Origin of the sequence: Achromobacter sp. ACM01 (assembly GCF_014851745.1) — a bacterium.
In the GTDB taxonomy this organism is placed as follows: Bacteria; Pseudomonadota; Gammaproteobacteria; order Burkholderiales; family Burkholderiaceae_B; genus Achromobacter; species Achromobacter aegrifaciens.
Genome location: NZ_JACVAF010000003.1, coordinates 505,033 through 519,091, shown reverse-complemented (window position 1 = coordinate 519,091; position 14,059 = coordinate 505,033). Strand labels below are relative to the sequence as shown.

Genomic DNA, 14,059 nt, shown 5'->3' with positions numbered 1-14,059 from the left:
CGAAAAGGCGGTTAGCTGATGAGTTGGAACTTTGCCCTGATTCTTTTTGTTTTGCTGGTGTTGACCGGCATTATCTGGGTGCTTGATCTGGCAGTGCTGCGCAAGGGCCGCGAACGCCGGGCCCAGGCGGCAATGGCGCAATACGATACGGCCCTGGTCGGCGACGCCCAGGAAGCCGAGCGCCTGCGCCGCGAAGCCGGCGACGCCGCGCGCCGCATGCCGTGGTGGATCGAATACGCCGTCAGCTTCTTCCCCGTCATCCTGTTCGTGTTCATGCTGCGCTCGTTCGTGGTCGAGCCGTTCCGCATTCCGTCGGGCTCGATGCTGCCGACCCTGCAATCGGGCGATCTGATCCTGGTGAACAAGTTCAGCTACGGCCTGCGCCTGCCGGTCATCGACAAGAAGATCATCGAGGTGGGCAAGCCCCAGCGCGGCGACGTGTTCGTGTTCCGCTACCCCGTGGATCCGGACGTCGACTACATCAAGCGCGTGGTCGGCCTGCCGGGCGACGAGGTCGCCTACCTGGACAAAAAGCTCTACATCAACGGCGAATTGGTGCCGCATGAGCGCGACGGCGACTACTTCGAGCCGGATCGTGTGTCATATATTGCGCAATATAAAGAGAAGTTGGGCGACGTTGAGCACAAAATCCTGCTGGATGAGGGCAAGCCGCAGGAGTATGGCCCGATGTGGCAATTTCCCAACCGCCAGAACTGCCAATACAGCCGTAATGGGGTACGCTGCAAAGTACCCGAGGGGCAGTATTTCGCCATGGGCGATAATCGGGATAACAGCGCCGACAGCCGATACTGGGGCTTCGTACCGGAAGCCAATATCGTCGGCCGCGCGTTCTTCATCTGGATGAATTTCAGCGATCTCAGCCGCATCGGCCGGTTCAACTGATTATGTCGCTAGCCACGCTAGAAAACCGCCTGGATCACCACTTCAGTGATTCGGCATTGCTCGAACAGGCGCTGACGCACCGCAGCCACGGTGCGCGCCACAACGAGCGCCTGGAATTCCTTGGGGATTCCGTGCTGAACTTCGTCGTTGCGGCGATGCTGTTCGAGCGTTATTCCAAAATCGACGAAGGCGATCTGTCGCGCCTGCGCGCCAATCTGGTCAAGCAGGCCTCGCTGGCGGATATCGCCCAGCGGCTGGAACTGTCGCAATACCTGCGTCTGGGCGAAGGCGAATTGAAGAGCGGCGGTTTCCGCCGGCCTTCCATCCTGGCGGACACGGTCGAAGCCCTGTTCGGCGCCGTGTTCCTGGACGCGGGTTTCGACGCCGCCCGTCGCGTGATCGTGCGCCAGTACCAGCCGGTGCTGGCTTCGGTCGATCCCAAGACCCTGGGCAAGGACGCCAAGACCTTGCTGCAGGAATTCCTGCAGGGCCGCAAGCTGGCGCTGCCGGTGTACACGGTGGTGGCCACGCATGGCGCGGCCCATAGCCAGCAGTTCGAAGTCGAGTGCGCCATTCCGGCGCTCGAGATCAAGGTGATGGCGCCCGGCGCCAGCCGCCGCGCCGCCGAGCAATCGGCGGCCAAGCTGGCGCTGGAGGCCGCGTTGGCCGTCAGCCCGGCGACCAAGGCTGCCCGCAAGTCGGGCAAGGCGCGCAAAACCGCGCAATTGTCGCTGCCGGTGGCAGTGGCTCAAGAGACTAAATGAGCGATACCCCTTTTCGTACCGGCTTCGTCGCCATCGTGGGCCGCCCCAACGTGGGCAAGTCCACCCTGACGAACGCCCTGATCGGTTCCAAGATTTCCATCGTGTCGCGCAAGGCGCAGACCACGCGCCACCGCATCCACGGTGTGTTGACGCGCGAGCACGAGCAGTTCGTATTCGTCGATACGCCGGGTTTCCAGACCCGCCATGGCGGCGCCATGAACCGCATGATGAACCGCGTGGTCACGCAGGCCCTGGCCGACGTGGACGTGGTGGTGCATGTGGTGGAAGCCGGCAAATGGTCCGAGGGCGACGCCAAGCTGCTGCCGCTTTTGCCCGCGCCGGAACGCACCATCCTGGTCGTCTCCAAGATCGACGCACTGAAGAACCGCGACGACCTGTTCGCCTTCGTGTCCAAGATCATGGCGCTGCATCCGTTCGGCGCCGTGGTGCCCGTCAGCGCCACCAAGAACCAGCAGCTGGATCAGCTGTTGCAAGAAATCGCGTCGCGCCTGCCGGAAGGCGAGCCGATGTTCGAGGAAGACACGCTGACCGACCGCCCCATGCGCTTCATCGCCGCCGAACTGGTGCGCGAGAAGATCTTCCGCCTGGTTGGCGACGAACTGCCTTACGGCTGTACCGTCGTCATCGAGCAATGGGAAGAAACCAGCAAGGGCGCCAGCATCAATGCCTGCGTGGTGGTCGAGCGCGACAGCCACAAGCCCATCCTGTTGGGCGCGGGCGGCATGCACATGAAGCGCATCGCCACGGAGGCGCGGCAGGACATCGCCAAGCTGCTGGACAAGCCGGTGCACCTGGAGGTCTACATCAAGGTGCGCAAGGGCTGGTCCGACCGCGAGGGTGCGCTCCGCGATCTGGGCTATGAGTAGACGGGCGCCTCGCGTCCAGGATCGCCCCGGATACATGTTGCACGCCACCGCGTGGCGTGAAACCTCCCTCATCGTTCAGACTTTCTCACGCGATCACGGCTGTGTGGCCATGGTCGCCAAGGGCGCGAAGCGCCCGTATTCCGTCCTGCGTCCCGTGTTGTCCGCGTTCCAGCCGCTGCTGCTGTCGTGGACCGGCAATGGCGAGGTCAAGACGCTGACGCGCGCCGAGATCGCGGGCATTCGGCCGCTGACCGGCACCGCGCTGATGTCGGCCTGGTATATGAACGAACTGCTGCTGCGGCTGCTGCCGCGCGAAGACGCCCATCCGCTGTTGTTCGACGCCTACGACTTCGCCTTGCAGCAGTTGTCCGGCGGCACCCGCGCCGCGGGCGCGCTGCGCCGCTTCGAATGGACGCTGCTGCGCGAAACCGGTTATGGCGTGGACGAGGATCCCCCCGATTTCGACGACCCGGCGATCGAGCCGGCCCTGCGCCGCGATCTGCGCGAACGGCTGGCCGAAATCCTGGCGGGCCGTCCCTTGTCGACCCGCCGCGTGTTGCTGGACCTGCAACGCATCTGAGCGCAGCGCGATCCGGCCATGACCTTCACGCTCAAGCAGGTCGAGACCTTCCGCACCGTCTATGAAACGGAAAGCGTCACCGCCGCTGCCAGACGGCTGGACGTGTCGCCCGCCACCGTCAGCGCGACCCTGGCCGCGCTCGAAGCCAGCATCGAGCTGCGTCTGTTCGAGCGCGTACGCCAGCGCATGCAGCGCACGCCCGAGGCGACCCTGCTGTATGAAGAAATCCGCCGCCTGAACGTCGGGCTGGAAAGCCTGGGCCGCAAGATCCGCGCCATCCGCGGCGCGGCGCAGCCACGGCTGCGCATTGGCTGCATCCATGCCTATAGCGGCGCCATCATCAGCGACACTATTGCTCGCTTTCGCGAGCGCTATCCTGATACCGGCCTGTATCTGCAGATCCGGGATTCCAATACCTTGCGCGACATGGTGGTGTCGGGCGAGCTGGACCTGGCAGCTGTGGCCGACGAATCCGAACTCGAAGGCTTGCGCGGCCACCGGCTGGCCAGTTTGCGCGCCGTGGCGGTTTTTCCCAAGGGGCATCCGCTGGCGCGGCTGGAGCAAGTGGATTTTTCGCACCTGGCCGACGCCGACGTGATCGCGCTGAACGCCGAGGACGGCTCGCGCAAGCGCCTGGACGCGCTGTTGGCGCAAGCGGGGCAGAGCCTGAAGGTGGCCATCGAGACGCCTTATTCCAGCACCGTGTGCCAACTGGCGCTGGCGGGGCATGGCGTGGGCATCGCCAACCCGGCCACGGCAGTCGGCATGGCGGCGGCGGGCCTGTGCTATCGCCCGCTGGCCGCGCCGGTGCATTTCGAATGCCACATGATCCTGCATGGCAGCCGCCCCTTGTCCGAGGCGGGCAAGTTCTGGGCGACCTGTCTGCGCGGCGCGTTGGCGCCGCTGGTGGAAAGCTTTGGCGTCTAGCGCGCCGAAGCCGGCCCCGGGGCGCTAGCCGCGGCGCCCGTCCGAGGTCACGATCAACACCACGGACGACTCCGCATCCAACAAGCCCGAGCGCCGCAGCCGCGACACGGCAGCCAGCGCCGCGGCCGATGACAGCTCGGTCGCCAGGCCAATGCGTTCCAGCCGCTGCTGCGCTTGCGCGGCCGCGGCGTCCGAGATCTCCACCGGCGTGCCGCCGGAACGCGTCAAGGCTTCCAGCGATTGCAGCGTGCTGGTGCTGCCCGCGATCGAATACTGGTCCGTCACGCCGTCCCATTGCTTGCGCGCGTCGCCCGTGGCGCGCGCGCGCGACAGGCGGGCGTACGGCTCCACCGCATGCAGGCGCGGCAAACGCGCGATGCGGCCGGTTTGCAGCAGATGCTGCCAACCCAGGAAGATGCCCCACAGCAGATCGCCGCGCGCGGTGGGCACCACGATGTCGCTGGGCACGCCGCAGCTTTCCAGGATCTCCTGCGCGATGGGCTTGTAGCCTTCCACGCCGTAGGGGTGGGTGCCCACGGGCGGATTCAGATAGTTCGTGCCGGCGAAGGCGCCGTGGTTGCGACACAGGTCCTCGACATGGGGCCAGCGGCTCAGGCTGTCCTCGAAGGCGGTCAGCCGGGCGCCGAAGCGCTGCATGGCCTCGCGCTGCAAGGGCGGGCAGTTGGTGGTGATGGCGATGTCGGCTTCCAGCCGCGCGGCGGCGCAATAGGCGGCCAGCGAGACGCCGGCATTGCCGCTGGAGGCGGCCGCCACGCGGGTGGCGCCGGCCAGGCGCGCGCGCGACACCAGTTGGGCCGCCATGCGGTCCTTGTGGCTGCCGGTGGGGTTGGCGCTTTCGCATTTCAACCAGAGTTGGCCCACGCCTTCGGTCTGCGCCAGCGCGGGCGCGGCGAGGCAGGGAGTGGCGCCTTCGCCCAGCGTGACGGCGTCCAGCACCGGCAGGGGCATGGAGCCGTCGGCCGAGGGTTCGTACAGGCATTCCAGGCTGGCGGGGTGGCCGGCTTCCAGGCAGCTGGGGCAGCCTTCGGGGTAATCGGCCGGCGGCCACAGGCTGGCGCAACGGATGCAGCGCAGGCCGGACAAGCTAGGGTTCATCTGCATGGGTCAATACTTCGAGGCAAGGGAATCGAGGGGAAGGGCGGGCGCGACTTGCAGCAGGCAATCGCCGTCGTCGCTGCGGGCGATGGCGCGCAGGCACACGACAGTACCGGCCTGCGGACTGGTCAGCGCGCGCGGCGCCATGTCGGGTCGGGCGGGTTCCAGCAGTTGGCCGATGCGCTGGCGCGCATTGACCAGTTGTCCCAGTTCGACAGCGGGCACGAACACGCCAGCCTCGCTGGCGCGCAGGGTGGCGGCGGGAGCGTCCAGGTCATAGAGGCGGACCTCGGGGCGGCGCGCGGGCGGGCGGTCGGGCAGGAGGCCGAGCTCGCCCAGGCAGCCCAGCAGGCCGTCGCGGCAGCGGTCGACCAGCGCCTGGCTGGTTTCGCGGCCGCCCCCGATCTCGGCGCTCAGGCGCAGCACCCCATGGCGGCTGGCGGCGGCCGGCATGGAGCCGGACTCCGTGCCGCGGAAGTACATGCAATCGGGCAGCCCGAAGGCTCGCGCCAGGGCGGGCAGGCGTTCGTCGTAGGCGTCGTCGCCGTAGCGCGTGATGACCGACGAGGGCAGGTAGCGCAGCGACGCGCCGCCGCTGTGCACGTCCACCAGCGCCTGTATGCGCGGCAGCAGCCGGGCTTCCAGCGCGGCGGCCACGCTTTCCGTGTAGCCGCGCGCGGGGGCGCCCAGGAAAGCGCGGTTGAGGTTGCCGCCGTCGGACGGCGACAGGCGCGTGCCCGCCAGCGAGGCCTCGGCGTTGGCCGCGGGCAGCAGGTAGACCGTGCCGCGTTGCAGGATGCCGGGCAGCAGGCGCCACAGCTCCAGGATGGCGGCCTGGCCTTCCCATTCGTCGCCATGCACGCCCGCCATCAAGGCAACGGCGGGGCCAGGCCCCGCCTCGATCCGCAGCATCGGTATGGTGACGCGCCGGTAGGCCGACGCGTTGGTCGCCGCGGCGCAGGAAAAGTCCTCGCGGCTTACCGTGGCCATGCGGCGGCTCCTGCTGATGTGACGATCCGGTTCAATCCAGCGTCGTGCCGGCGGCCTTGATGATGCCTTCCCATTTGGGCAGCTCCTTGCGTATCTGGTTCTGTACGTCCTGCGGCGTGCCACCCAGCGGTTCCTGGGAGCGGCTGCGCAGTTCCTTGCTGACGCCGTCCGAGCGCAGCGCAGCGTTCATTGCCGCGTTCAGCCGCGCGATGACCTCGGGCGGGGTGCCGGCGGGCGCGACCAGCGCGCTCCAGGCCGATTGCTCGTAGTCGGGATACCCTTGCTCCGCCACCGTCGGCACGTCCGGATTGGAGGCGGCGCGGGTCTTGGTCGTGACCGCCAGCGCGCGCAAGCGGCCATCCTTCAGGTTGCCGATCAGTGGCGGCAGGTTTTCCATCATGGAATCGACATGGCCGCCCAGCAGGTCGGACAACTGCGCGGCCGTGGCCTTGTACGGGATCTGGCGCACGGCGGCGCCGGTCTGGGCGATGAAGAGCTTGACCCCGACCTCGCTGGTGGTGCCCGGGTCGGCGGAGGTCATCGTCAGGCGCTCCGGCTGGGCGCGGCTGGCCTCGATGAACCCCTTCAGGTCGCGATAGGGCGAGGACGCGTTCACCACGATGACGTTGGGCGTTTCGGCCACCAGCCCGATGGCGGCGATGTCGCGGTCCAGGTCGTAGAGCTGCTGCTTGAACAGGAACCGGTGCAGCACCAGCGTGCCGACGTGGGCATAGCCGATGGTGTAGCCGTCGGCCGGCGCGCGCGCCACGGCCTGGGTGCCGATACGGCCGCCCGCGCCGACGCGGTTCTCCACGACCACGGGCTGGCCCAGCTGGCGGCTCATTTCCTGGCCCACCAGGCGCGCGGTGATGTCGGCGTTGCCGCCCGCTGCGGCCGGCACGATCAGGGTGATGGCGCGTTCCGGATAGGCGGCCAGCGCGGCGGGCGCGGCCAGGTTTAGCAACACGGCGGCAAGACAGGCGGTGCGTTTCATGACGTTTCCCCAGGCATTGAGAGCTGCGCCATTGTGCGGTCGCGGCCTGGGGAATACGTTTGGTTCAATGAGATGGATGTTCAATAAAACCTAAGACCTGTCCGCATTGCGCCGGTCGGCGGTCCGTCCCAGCCCGTGGCCCACGGCGGCGGCCGCCAGCGCGCACAGGGCGCCCAGCGCGGCGATCAGCGCCGGGCCGTAGCCCAGCATGTCCACGCCCGCCTTGACCCAGCCGCTGGCCGCATCGCCCGCGCGGTAGACCACGGTGTCGATGACGTTCTTGGTCTTGTACTTGTCTTCGGGCGAGACTGCGGTGAACAGCATTTCGCGCCCCGGACGGATCAGCGCGTATTCGCCGACCCGGCGCACGATCATGGCCGCGGCCAGCACGCCGAAGACGGGAAAGGCCGCCAGCGCCAGGAAAGCGGCCGTCATCGTCAGCGGCACGGCGGTCAGCAGGAAGCGCAGCCCCAGACGCGTGGCCACGCGCCCGGTGATGAAGAGCTGCGACAGCAGCGACAGCGCCTGCACCGTGAAGTCCAGCGCGCTGAAGACCCGGATGCGCTGGGCCGTGTCGGTAAAGGCATGCGCCACCAGCCGCGCCTGCTCCATGTAGAGAAACGTGTTGAGCGTGGCCAGCAGGATCACCAGCAGCGAAATCCCCAGCAGGTAAGGTGACTGGAAGATGCGCGAGAGGCCGGCCAGGATCGAACCTTCCAGCGGTCGGCGCATGTCGTCCGACGCCGCGTCCTCGCGGTGGGCCGCGCGCCAGCGCAGCAGCCAGCGCTTGAGGGGCAGGGTGGCGGTCAACAGTAGCGCCGACAGCAGCAACAGGCCGGCCGGACCGAGCGCGCCGGCCAGCAGGCCGCCCAACAGCGGGCCTGCCAGCCCGCCGGCGCTGGCACCCGCGGCAATCAGCGCGAACAGGCGCTTGGCGGACTCCATGCGGAATACGTCGGCCATCAGGCTCCAGGCGATGGAGACGACGAACAGGTTGAAGACCGACAGCCAGACGTAGAAGCTGCGCGCCGCCCAGACGCTGCCGGGGCGCAGATGGAGCAGGGCGGCGAAGCCGGCCATGCTGAGCGCGAAGGCGGCATAGACCCAGGTCACCAGCATGGCGCGCGGCACGCGCGCCGACAGCCAGCCGAACAGCGGCACCACGGCCAGCATGGCGATGAAGGTCGCGGTGAACAGCCATTGCAGCTGGTCGACGCCCGCCTGGATGCCCATGGTCTCGCGTATCGGCCGCAGCATGAAATAGCCGCAGAACAGAAAGAAGAAAAACGCGAAGCCGCAGGCTGCCGGCGCCAGTTCTTCCTGCGGAATGCCCAAGGCCTGCGCGGCGCGGCCTGGCAAGCTGCCGGGGGCGGACGCCATGGCGTCAGGCCAGCAGCGCGGCGATGCGTTCCCGCATGGCGGCGTCCGGCAGCGGCCCGAAGCCGGCCTGCGCGTTGTCCGCCATGTTGGCCGGCTTGGAAGTGGCGGGAATGACGGCGGTGACCGCGGGATGGCCGATGATGAACTTCAGGAAGATCTGCGCCCAGGATCCGCAATCGATCTCGGCGGCCAGCTCGGGCAGCGCCATCCCCTTGACCCGGCGGAACAGCGCGCCGTCCTGGAACGGGCGGTTGATCAGCACCGCGACGCCGTGGGCCTGGCAGGCGGGCAACAGGCGTTTTTCGGCGCTGCGGTCGGCTACGGACAGGTTGATCTGCAGGAAATCGGGCTTTTCGCGTTCGACCAGTTCGGTCAGTTCGTCGTGGGCATGATCGGTGTAGTGCGTGATGCCCAGATAGCGGATCATGCCTTGCTGCTTCAGTTCGCGCAGCAGCGCCAGCTGGTTGGCGGTGTCGATCAGGTTGTGCACCTGGACCAGGTCGAGCTTGTCGCTGCCCAGCGCCTGTTGCGATTGGCGCACCTGGCGCATGGCTGACTCGTGGCCCTGCGTGCTGATCTTGGTCGCCAGGAAGGTCCTGGCCCGCACGCCGCCGTCGCGCGCCAGCAGCGCGCCGGTGACCGCTTCCGCCTGCCCGTAGCTGGGCGCGGTGTCGATCAGCTTGCCGCCCTTCTGCAGCAGCGTATCCAGCACCTGCGCCAGCGGCGCCATGGCGGCCTTGTCGGCGGGGGACACGTTGAAGGTGTCGGCGGTGCCCAGGCCGATCACAGGCAGCGCCTCGCCGGAGGCGGGTATGTTCCGCCTGTGCATGGGAGTTACCACGCTGAGGGCGCGGGCCGTCCAGGCCGGCCCGGTCAGGGCGGCGGCGGCAGCGGTCTGGAGGAAGCGGCGGCGGTCGGGCATGGCGTGGCTCCAGCGGGAAAGGGCGCCCGGGAGGGGCAAAGAAAAGGGCCTACACGTGAATGCAGGCCCAAGGTAAAAAAAGAGCCTACACGTGAATGTAGGCTCTTTGTGCCGGTTTGGCAGCGTTGCGATTACTCGCGGTTGCCGCCGAAGATGCCCAGCAGCATCAGCAGGTTCGAGAAGACGTTGTAGACGTCCAGGTAGATGGCCAGCGTGGCGGACACGTAGTTGGTTTCGCCGCCGTTGACCACGCGTTGCAGGTCGACCAGCATGAAGGCCGAGAAGATGACGATGGCCAGGACCGAGATGGTCAGCATCAGCGCGGGCAGTTGCAGGAAGATGTTGGCCAGGGCCGCCACCAGGATCACGACCGCGCCGATGAACAGGAATTTCTGCAATCCCGACAGGTCGCGCTTGATGGTGGTGGCCAGCGTGGCCATCGTGCCGAACACGATCGCGGTGCCGCCGAAGGCCGTCATGACCAGCTGCGAGCCGTTGCTCATGCCCATGACGAAGCCCAGCAGGCGCGACAGCATCACGCCCATGAAGAACGTGAAGGCCAGCAGCAGGACCACGCCCAGCGAGCTGTTCTTGTTCTTTTCGATCGCGAACATCAGGCCGAACGCGCCCACCAGGAACACGATGGCGGACAGGCCGGGGCTTGCGCCCATGATGCGGTTGATGCCGGTGTACATGCCGACGGCCGCGCCCAGCACGGTCGGGATCAGCGAGAGCGCCAAGAGCCAATAGGTGTTGCGCAGCACCTGGTTGCGCGCGACCTCGCCCGGCGCGCCGGCTACGGCGCCGGAACGGTTAAAAGGGGACGGACGATATTCGTTCATTGAGAACTCCTGTGTGCGGCAGAGTAATGGTTGCCTAGAAGGCTTAGATGGGAAGGATACCTTACAGTTCCCTGAAGAATCCAGTTCTGCCTAGGATTAGACCAGAGGCGCGAAATAGGTTCCAGACGGGTCAACCCGGCCTGACGTCCTGCAGCACCCTGGCGACGATGCGCGGCAATTCTGCGTCCATGCGGGCCTGGATCTGTTCGATGGCTTCGGCCAGGGCTTCGCGCATCAGCTGCTCGACCTCGGCCTGGAGGCGGGCGCTCAGGACCGCGGCGTCCGGCGCCGCGGGAGGCGCAGCCAGGACGGCGGCTGCCGGCGGAATGATATCAGGGGACGCATCTGCGTCGTCCGCCACTTCCGTCAGTAGCGGAAAGGCGTCGTCGTCATGACCCTGCTCGCCATCGTCGGCCAGGTCGGTCAGCACGGGCATGTCCGCGTCGTCCGGGGACGCCGGCGGGTAGAGCGCGGGCTCGGCCCGCTGGGTCAGGGTAGGGATGCCGGGGTCGGCGTGGCGAGAGGGCATGATGGCTCCCGGGTGATCGAGGTGGCGCGCCGCAAGGCCGGCGCGTTCAGCCGTCCGGCTGCTGGCGGCTGAGGTCGTGGCTTTGCGGCGTGTGGCCCGCCGCCAGGTAGGTCCGCCAGCGCTGGCGGGCGGCCTGCTTGTCGTCGGGGTCGTCCGAGACGATTTCAAGCAGGCGCTCGAAGGCTTCGAAACCCGGAGGGCAGTCGAGGTCCAGGTTCAGCAGCCAGGACGGCTGGGGCTGTCCGCCCTGGCCCGCCGCGGCCGCGGCCTGTTGCGGATCGCCGGCAGTGAGAATTACAGGAGTCTCGCCCGCCAGCGGATCGTTGGCCAGCACGTGCGGCACGAAAGAAGTGTCGTCGAAGGCCCAGAGCATGCGGTCGAACGCGGCCAGCCGGGAGCCATCCCTACAGTACACCACCAGCCGCTGCCCTGCCAGGTAGCGCTTGCGCACCACCTGGCAGGCGGTGCGCAAGCGGTCGGGCGCGCCGAAGGCGAAGTCGATGCGCGTCATGCCGGGTTCCGTTGCTGCCGTTTCAAGCCTGGTCCAGCAGGTACTGCATCAGGAGCGGCACGGGGCGGCCGGTGGCGCCCTTGTCCTTGCCACCGCGCCAGGCGGTGCCGGCGATGTCCAGGTGGGCCCAGCGGTACGAGGTGGCAAAGCGCGACAGGAAGCAGGCCGCCGTGACCGCGCCCGCCGGAGGACCGCCGATGTTGGCGAGGTCGGCGAAGTTGGACTTGAGCTGTTCCTGGTAGGCGTCGTCCATCGGCATGCGCCATGCGGTATCCAGCGACTGGCGGCCGGCCGCGGCCAGCGCATCGGCCAGCGCGTCGTCCTTGGAGAACAGGCCGCTATTGACGTTGCCCAGGGCCACCACGCAAGCGCCGGTCAGGGTGGCGATGTCGATCACGGCGGACGGCTTGAAGCGTTCCGCGTAGGTCAGCGCGTCGCACAGCACCAGGCGGCCTTCGGCGTCGGTGTTCAGGATTTCGATGGTCAGGCCAGCCATGCTGGTGACGACGTCGCCCGGCTTGTTGGCCTTGCCGCTGGGCAGGTTTTCGCAAGCCGGGATCAGGCCCACCACGTCCAGCGGCAGCTCCAGTTCGGCCAGGGCACGGAACGAACCCAGCACGCTGGCGGCGCCGCACATGTCGTACTTCATTTCGTCCATGGTGGCGGCGGGCTTGAGCGAGATGCCGCCGGCATCGAAGGTGATGCCCTTGCCGACCAGCACGATGGGGCCTTGCGCGCCCTTGGCGGTCTTTTTGGCGGCCTTGTTGCCGGCATGGCGCAGGACGATGAAGCGCAGCGCTTCCTCGGAGCCGCGCGCGACCGACAGGAACGAGCCCATGCCCAGCGCTTCGACCTGCTTGCGGTCCAGCACTTCCACCTTCAGCGACTTGAACTCGCGGGCCAGGCGCTTGGCCGTCTCGCCCAGGTAGGTCGGCGTGCAGATATTGCCGGGCAGGTTGCCCAGCGTGCGGGTCAGGTCCATGCCGTTGGCGATGGCGCCGCCTTCGCGCAGGCCCTTCTGGGCCTGGGCCGCGTCAGCGCGCTCGACGACCTGGACGATCTTCTTGAGCTTGGGACGGGCGTCGCGGTCGGGCTTGCCGAAGCTGGCGTCGTAATGATAGGTGGCGTTGCCGGCTGCGATGGCGGCGCTGCGGGCGCGCGCGATGACAGCCACGTCGGCGATCGGATTGGCGACCAGCGTGGACACGCCTTCAGCCAGCTGCGCCGATACGCAAGCCGCGGCGAAGGCCTGCTCGGCCGAGGCGTGGGCGCGGGCAGAATATTCTTCCTGCTTGCCCAGGCCCACCAGCACCACACGCTGCGCGGACACGCCGGGCAGGTTGCGCAGGGTCAGTGTGGAGCCGGCGCGGCCGCGGAACTCGGCCTTGACCACCGAACGCACCGCGCCATTGGAAGCGCGGTCGATGAGATCGGCGGCGGGGCTCAACACGCCTTCCGCATAGACCCCGACGGCCAGGGCGGCGGTCTTGACTTGGTGCAGGGAAGCAGTGGTCTGTGTGCTAAATTCCATGAGGGTTTCCCGTGTACGTCTGTGTAGAATGCGGTCGATTATCCCGCATATTCTCCCATGTCTCTATTCAAACGCTCTGTCGTCAGCGAGATCACCAGTCACGCTGGCGTTGTCTTTTCCACGTTGCTCATCGTATGGCTCAGCGTGTTGCTCGTGCGCCTGCTCGGTGAAGCAGCGGGCGGCAACATCGGGGCGGACGTCGTGGTGGTGCTGGCCGCGCTGTCGACCATCACCGCATTGCCGACCATTCTCGCGGTCTCCGTCTTCATTGCGGTCCTCACCACCGTCACGCGCAATTACCGTGAATCGGAAATGGTGGTGTGGTTCGCCAGCGGCCTCTCGCTGGCCGACTGGTTCCGGCCGGTGCTGCGCGTCGCCATCCCCGTGGCGCTGGCGGTGGCGGGGTTGACGCTGGTGGCGGCGCCTTGGGCGTACCGCCAGATCGGCGAATACCACGAACGCTTCGAGCAGCGCTCCGACCTGTCCAAGGTCACGGCCGGCCAGTTCGCGGAATCGTCCGGCGGCAACCGCGTGTTCTTCGCCGAAGATCCGCTGGAACCCAGCGATGAACTGGGCAACGTATTCGCGCGCGAAAATGGTCCCGAATGGCTCAGCGTGCTGACCGCCAGCAAGGCCCATAGCGAAACCATGCCCAACGGCGACCGCTTCCTGGTGCTGGGCGAAGGCCATCGCTATGACCTGAAGCCGGGCACGCCCGAGATCCGGCTGGTGCACTTCGACAAGTACGGCCTGCGCCTCGAAAGCAAGTCCGGCGGCGATCCCGTGGCCGAAGCGCGCGCCAACGCGGAGCGTTCCGCCAAGGCGCGCACGACCTCGCAATTGATTGCGGACAACACCAATAGCAGCTGGTCGCAAGTGATGTGGCGGGTCTCGTTGCCACTGGCCGCGCTGAACCTGGCGTTGCTGGCGATTCCGCTGGGCGCCGTCAACCCGCGCCTGGGACGTTCGGGCGACCTGCTCATCGCCGGCCTGGTGGGCCTGCTCTACATGAACCTGATGAACCTGTCGCGCGCCTGGATCTCCAACGGCAAGCTCAGCTTTGGCGTGGGCGTGTGGGCGATCCATGCCTTGGTGGCGATGCTGACGGTCTTCCTGCTGATGCGGCGCTTGCGCGTGAAAGCGCCCAAGAACAGCGCCTGACGCCGGCACATCCAGCGCCTTG

15 protein-coding genes are annotated in these 14,059 nt (G+C 67.4%); 6 read left to right on the top strand and 9 right to left on the bottom strand.

Features of this window, described 5'->3' with window-relative positions; all coding sequences use genetic code 11:
- Positions 1–18 precede the first annotated feature (18 nt).
- From lepB to IB268_RS17135, 5 genes are read left to right on the top strand one after another with little or no spacing between them, the layout of a single operon-like run.
- On the top strand, positions 19–903 hold the full coding sequence (lepB, locus tag IB268_RS17155) for a signal peptidase I (RefSeq protein WP_192354559.1): 885 nt from the start codon (positions 19–21) through the stop codon (positions 901–903).
- A 2-nt stretch (positions 904–905) separates the two neighbouring features.
- Positions 906–1,667: a ribonuclease III gene (rnc, locus tag IB268_RS17150; protein WP_054450627.1), complete on the top strand. Its 762-nt coding sequence runs from the start codon at positions 906–908 to the stop codon at positions 1,665–1,667.
- A complete protein-coding gene (gene era / locus IB268_RS17145) occupies positions 1,664–2,554 on the top strand; it encodes a GTPase Era (protein WP_054450629.1) in 891 nt (296 codons plus the stop codon). The genes rnc and era overlap by 4 nt, the downstream gene beginning before the upstream one ends.
- Positions 2,547–3,134, top strand: coding sequence for a DNA repair protein RecO (recO, locus tag IB268_RS17140; protein WP_054450631.1), 588 nt, complete (start codon positions 2,547–2,549; stop codon positions 3,132–3,134). Before era ends, recO begins: the two co-directional genes overlap by 8 nt.
- An 18-nt stretch (positions 3,135–3,152) precedes the next feature.
- Positions 3,153–4,061, top strand: coding sequence for a LysR family transcriptional regulator (locus IB268_RS17135; protein ID WP_054450632.1), 909 nt, complete (start codon positions 3,153–3,155; stop codon positions 4,059–4,061).
- Positions 4,062–4,085: 24 nt separating this feature from the next.
- Here the strand turns inward: IB268_RS17135 and IB268_RS17130 are convergent, their stop codons facing one another.
- The 9 genes from IB268_RS17130 to IB268_RS17090 form a co-directional block, all read right to left on the bottom strand.
- On the bottom strand, positions 4,086–5,183 hold the full coding sequence (locus IB268_RS17130; protein WP_192354558.1) for a pyridoxal-phosphate dependent enzyme: 1,098 nt from the start codon (positions 5,181–5,183) through the stop codon (positions 4,086–4,088).
- Positions 5,184–5,186: 3 nt separating this feature from the next.
- Positions 5,187–6,167, bottom strand: a complete 981-nt coding sequence (locus IB268_RS17125; protein WP_175181238.1) for a succinylglutamate desuccinylase/aspartoacylase family protein — start codon at positions 6,165–6,167, stop codon at positions 5,187–5,189.
- A 31-nt stretch (positions 6,168–6,198) separates the two neighbouring features.
- Entirely contained in the window at positions 6,199–7,161 is a 963-nt protein-coding gene (locus IB268_RS17120) for a tripartite tricarboxylate transporter substrate binding protein (RefSeq protein WP_192354557.1), read from the bottom strand.
- Positions 7,162–7,251: 90 nt separating this feature from the next.
- On the bottom strand, positions 7,252–8,541 hold the full coding sequence (locus tag IB268_RS17115; protein ID WP_175181239.1) for an NTP/NDP exchange transporter: 1,290 nt from the start codon (positions 8,539–8,541) through the stop codon (positions 7,252–7,254).
- A gap of 4 nt (positions 8,542–8,545) precedes the next feature.
- Positions 8,546–9,463 carry an aldo/keto reductase gene (locus IB268_RS17110; RefSeq protein WP_054450642.1) on the bottom strand — a complete coding sequence of 306 codons (918 nt, stop codon included), beginning with the start codon at positions 9,461–9,463 and terminating at the stop codon, positions 8,546–8,548.
- A 131-nt stretch (positions 9,464–9,594) separates the two neighbouring features.
- Positions 9,595–10,305 (bottom strand): Bax inhibitor-1/YccA family protein, encoded by a 711-nt coding sequence (locus IB268_RS17105; RefSeq protein ID WP_054450644.1) that lies wholly within the window; start codon positions 10,303–10,305, stop codon positions 9,595–9,597.
- Positions 10,306–10,435: 130 nt separating this feature from the next.
- Positions 10,436–10,834 carry a hypothetical protein gene (locus IB268_RS17100; RefSeq protein WP_119450967.1) on the bottom strand — a complete coding sequence of 133 codons (399 nt, stop codon included), beginning with the start codon at positions 10,832–10,834 and terminating at the stop codon, positions 10,436–10,438.
- Between the two features lie 46 nt (positions 10,835–10,880).
- On the bottom strand, positions 10,881–11,345 hold the full coding sequence (locus IB268_RS17095; RefSeq protein WP_119450966.1) for a DNA polymerase III subunit chi: 465 nt from the start codon (positions 11,343–11,345) through the stop codon (positions 10,881–10,883).
- Between the two features lie 22 nt (positions 11,346–11,367).
- Positions 11,368–12,876: a leucyl aminopeptidase gene (locus IB268_RS17090; RefSeq protein WP_054450650.1), complete on the bottom strand. Its 1,509-nt coding sequence runs from the start codon at positions 12,874–12,876 to the stop codon at positions 11,368–11,370.
- A gap of 57 nt (positions 12,877–12,933) precedes the next feature.
- On the opposite strand from IB268_RS17090, the gene lptF reads away from it, so the two are divergent.
- Entirely contained in the window at positions 12,934–14,037 is a 1,104-nt protein-coding gene (gene lptF, locus IB268_RS17085) for an LPS export ABC transporter permease LptF (protein ID WP_054450652.1), read from the top strand.
- Positions 14,038–14,059 lie beyond the last annotated feature (22 nt).

Bases quoted from the DNA above. Each gene is read 5' to 3' on its own strand.
- lepB (WP_192354559.1), top strand. From the start codon at position 19: ATGAGTTGGAACTTTGCCCTGATTCTTTTTGTTTTGCTGGTGTTGACC.
- rnc (WP_054450627.1), top strand. From the start codon at position 906: ATGTCGCTAGCCACGCTAGAAAACCGCCTGGATCACCACTTCAGTGAT.
- era (WP_054450629.1), top strand. From the start codon at position 1,664: ATGAGCGATACCCCTTTTCGTACCGGCTTCGTCGCCATCGTGGGCCGC.
- recO (WP_054450631.1), top strand. From the start codon at position 2,547: ATGAGTAGACGGGCGCCTCGCGTCCAGGATCGCCCCGGATACATGTTG.
- IB268_RS17135 (WP_054450632.1), top strand. From the start codon at position 3,153: ATGACCTTCACGCTCAAGCAGGTCGAGACCTTCCGCACCGTCTATGAA.
- IB268_RS17130 (WP_192354558.1), bottom strand. From the start codon at position 5,183: ATGCAGATGAACCCTAGCTTGTCCGGCCTGCGCTGCATCCGTTGCGCC.
- IB268_RS17125 (WP_175181238.1), bottom strand. From the start codon at position 6,167: ATGGCCACGGTAAGCCGCGAGGACTTTTCCTGCGCCGCGGCGACCAAC.
- IB268_RS17120 (WP_192354557.1), bottom strand. From the start codon at position 7,161: ATGAAACGCACCGCCTGTCTTGCCGCCGTGTTGCTAAACCTGGCCGCG.
- IB268_RS17115 (WP_175181239.1), bottom strand. From the start codon at position 8,541: ATGGCGTCCGCCCCCGGCAGCTTGCCAGGCCGCGCCGCGCAGGCCTTG.
- IB268_RS17110 (WP_054450642.1), bottom strand. From the start codon at position 9,463: ATGCCCGACCGCCGCCGCTTCCTCCAGACCGCTGCCGCCGCCGCCCTG.
- IB268_RS17105 (WP_054450644.1), bottom strand. From the start codon at position 10,305: ATGAACGAATATCGTCCGTCCCCTTTTAACCGTTCCGGCGCCGTAGCC.
- IB268_RS17100 (WP_119450967.1), bottom strand. From the start codon at position 10,834: ATGCCCTCTCGCCACGCCGACCCCGGCATCCCTACCCTGACCCAGCGG.
- IB268_RS17095 (WP_119450966.1), bottom strand. From the start codon at position 11,345: ATGACGCGCATCGACTTCGCCTTCGGCGCGCCCGACCGCTTGCGCACC.
- IB268_RS17090 (WP_054450650.1), bottom strand. From the start codon at position 12,876: ATGGAATTTAGCACACAGACCACTGCTTCCCTGCACCAAGTCAAGACC.
- lptF (WP_054450652.1), top strand. From the start codon at position 12,934: ATGTCTCTATTCAAACGCTCTGTCGTCAGCGAGATCACCAGTCACGCT.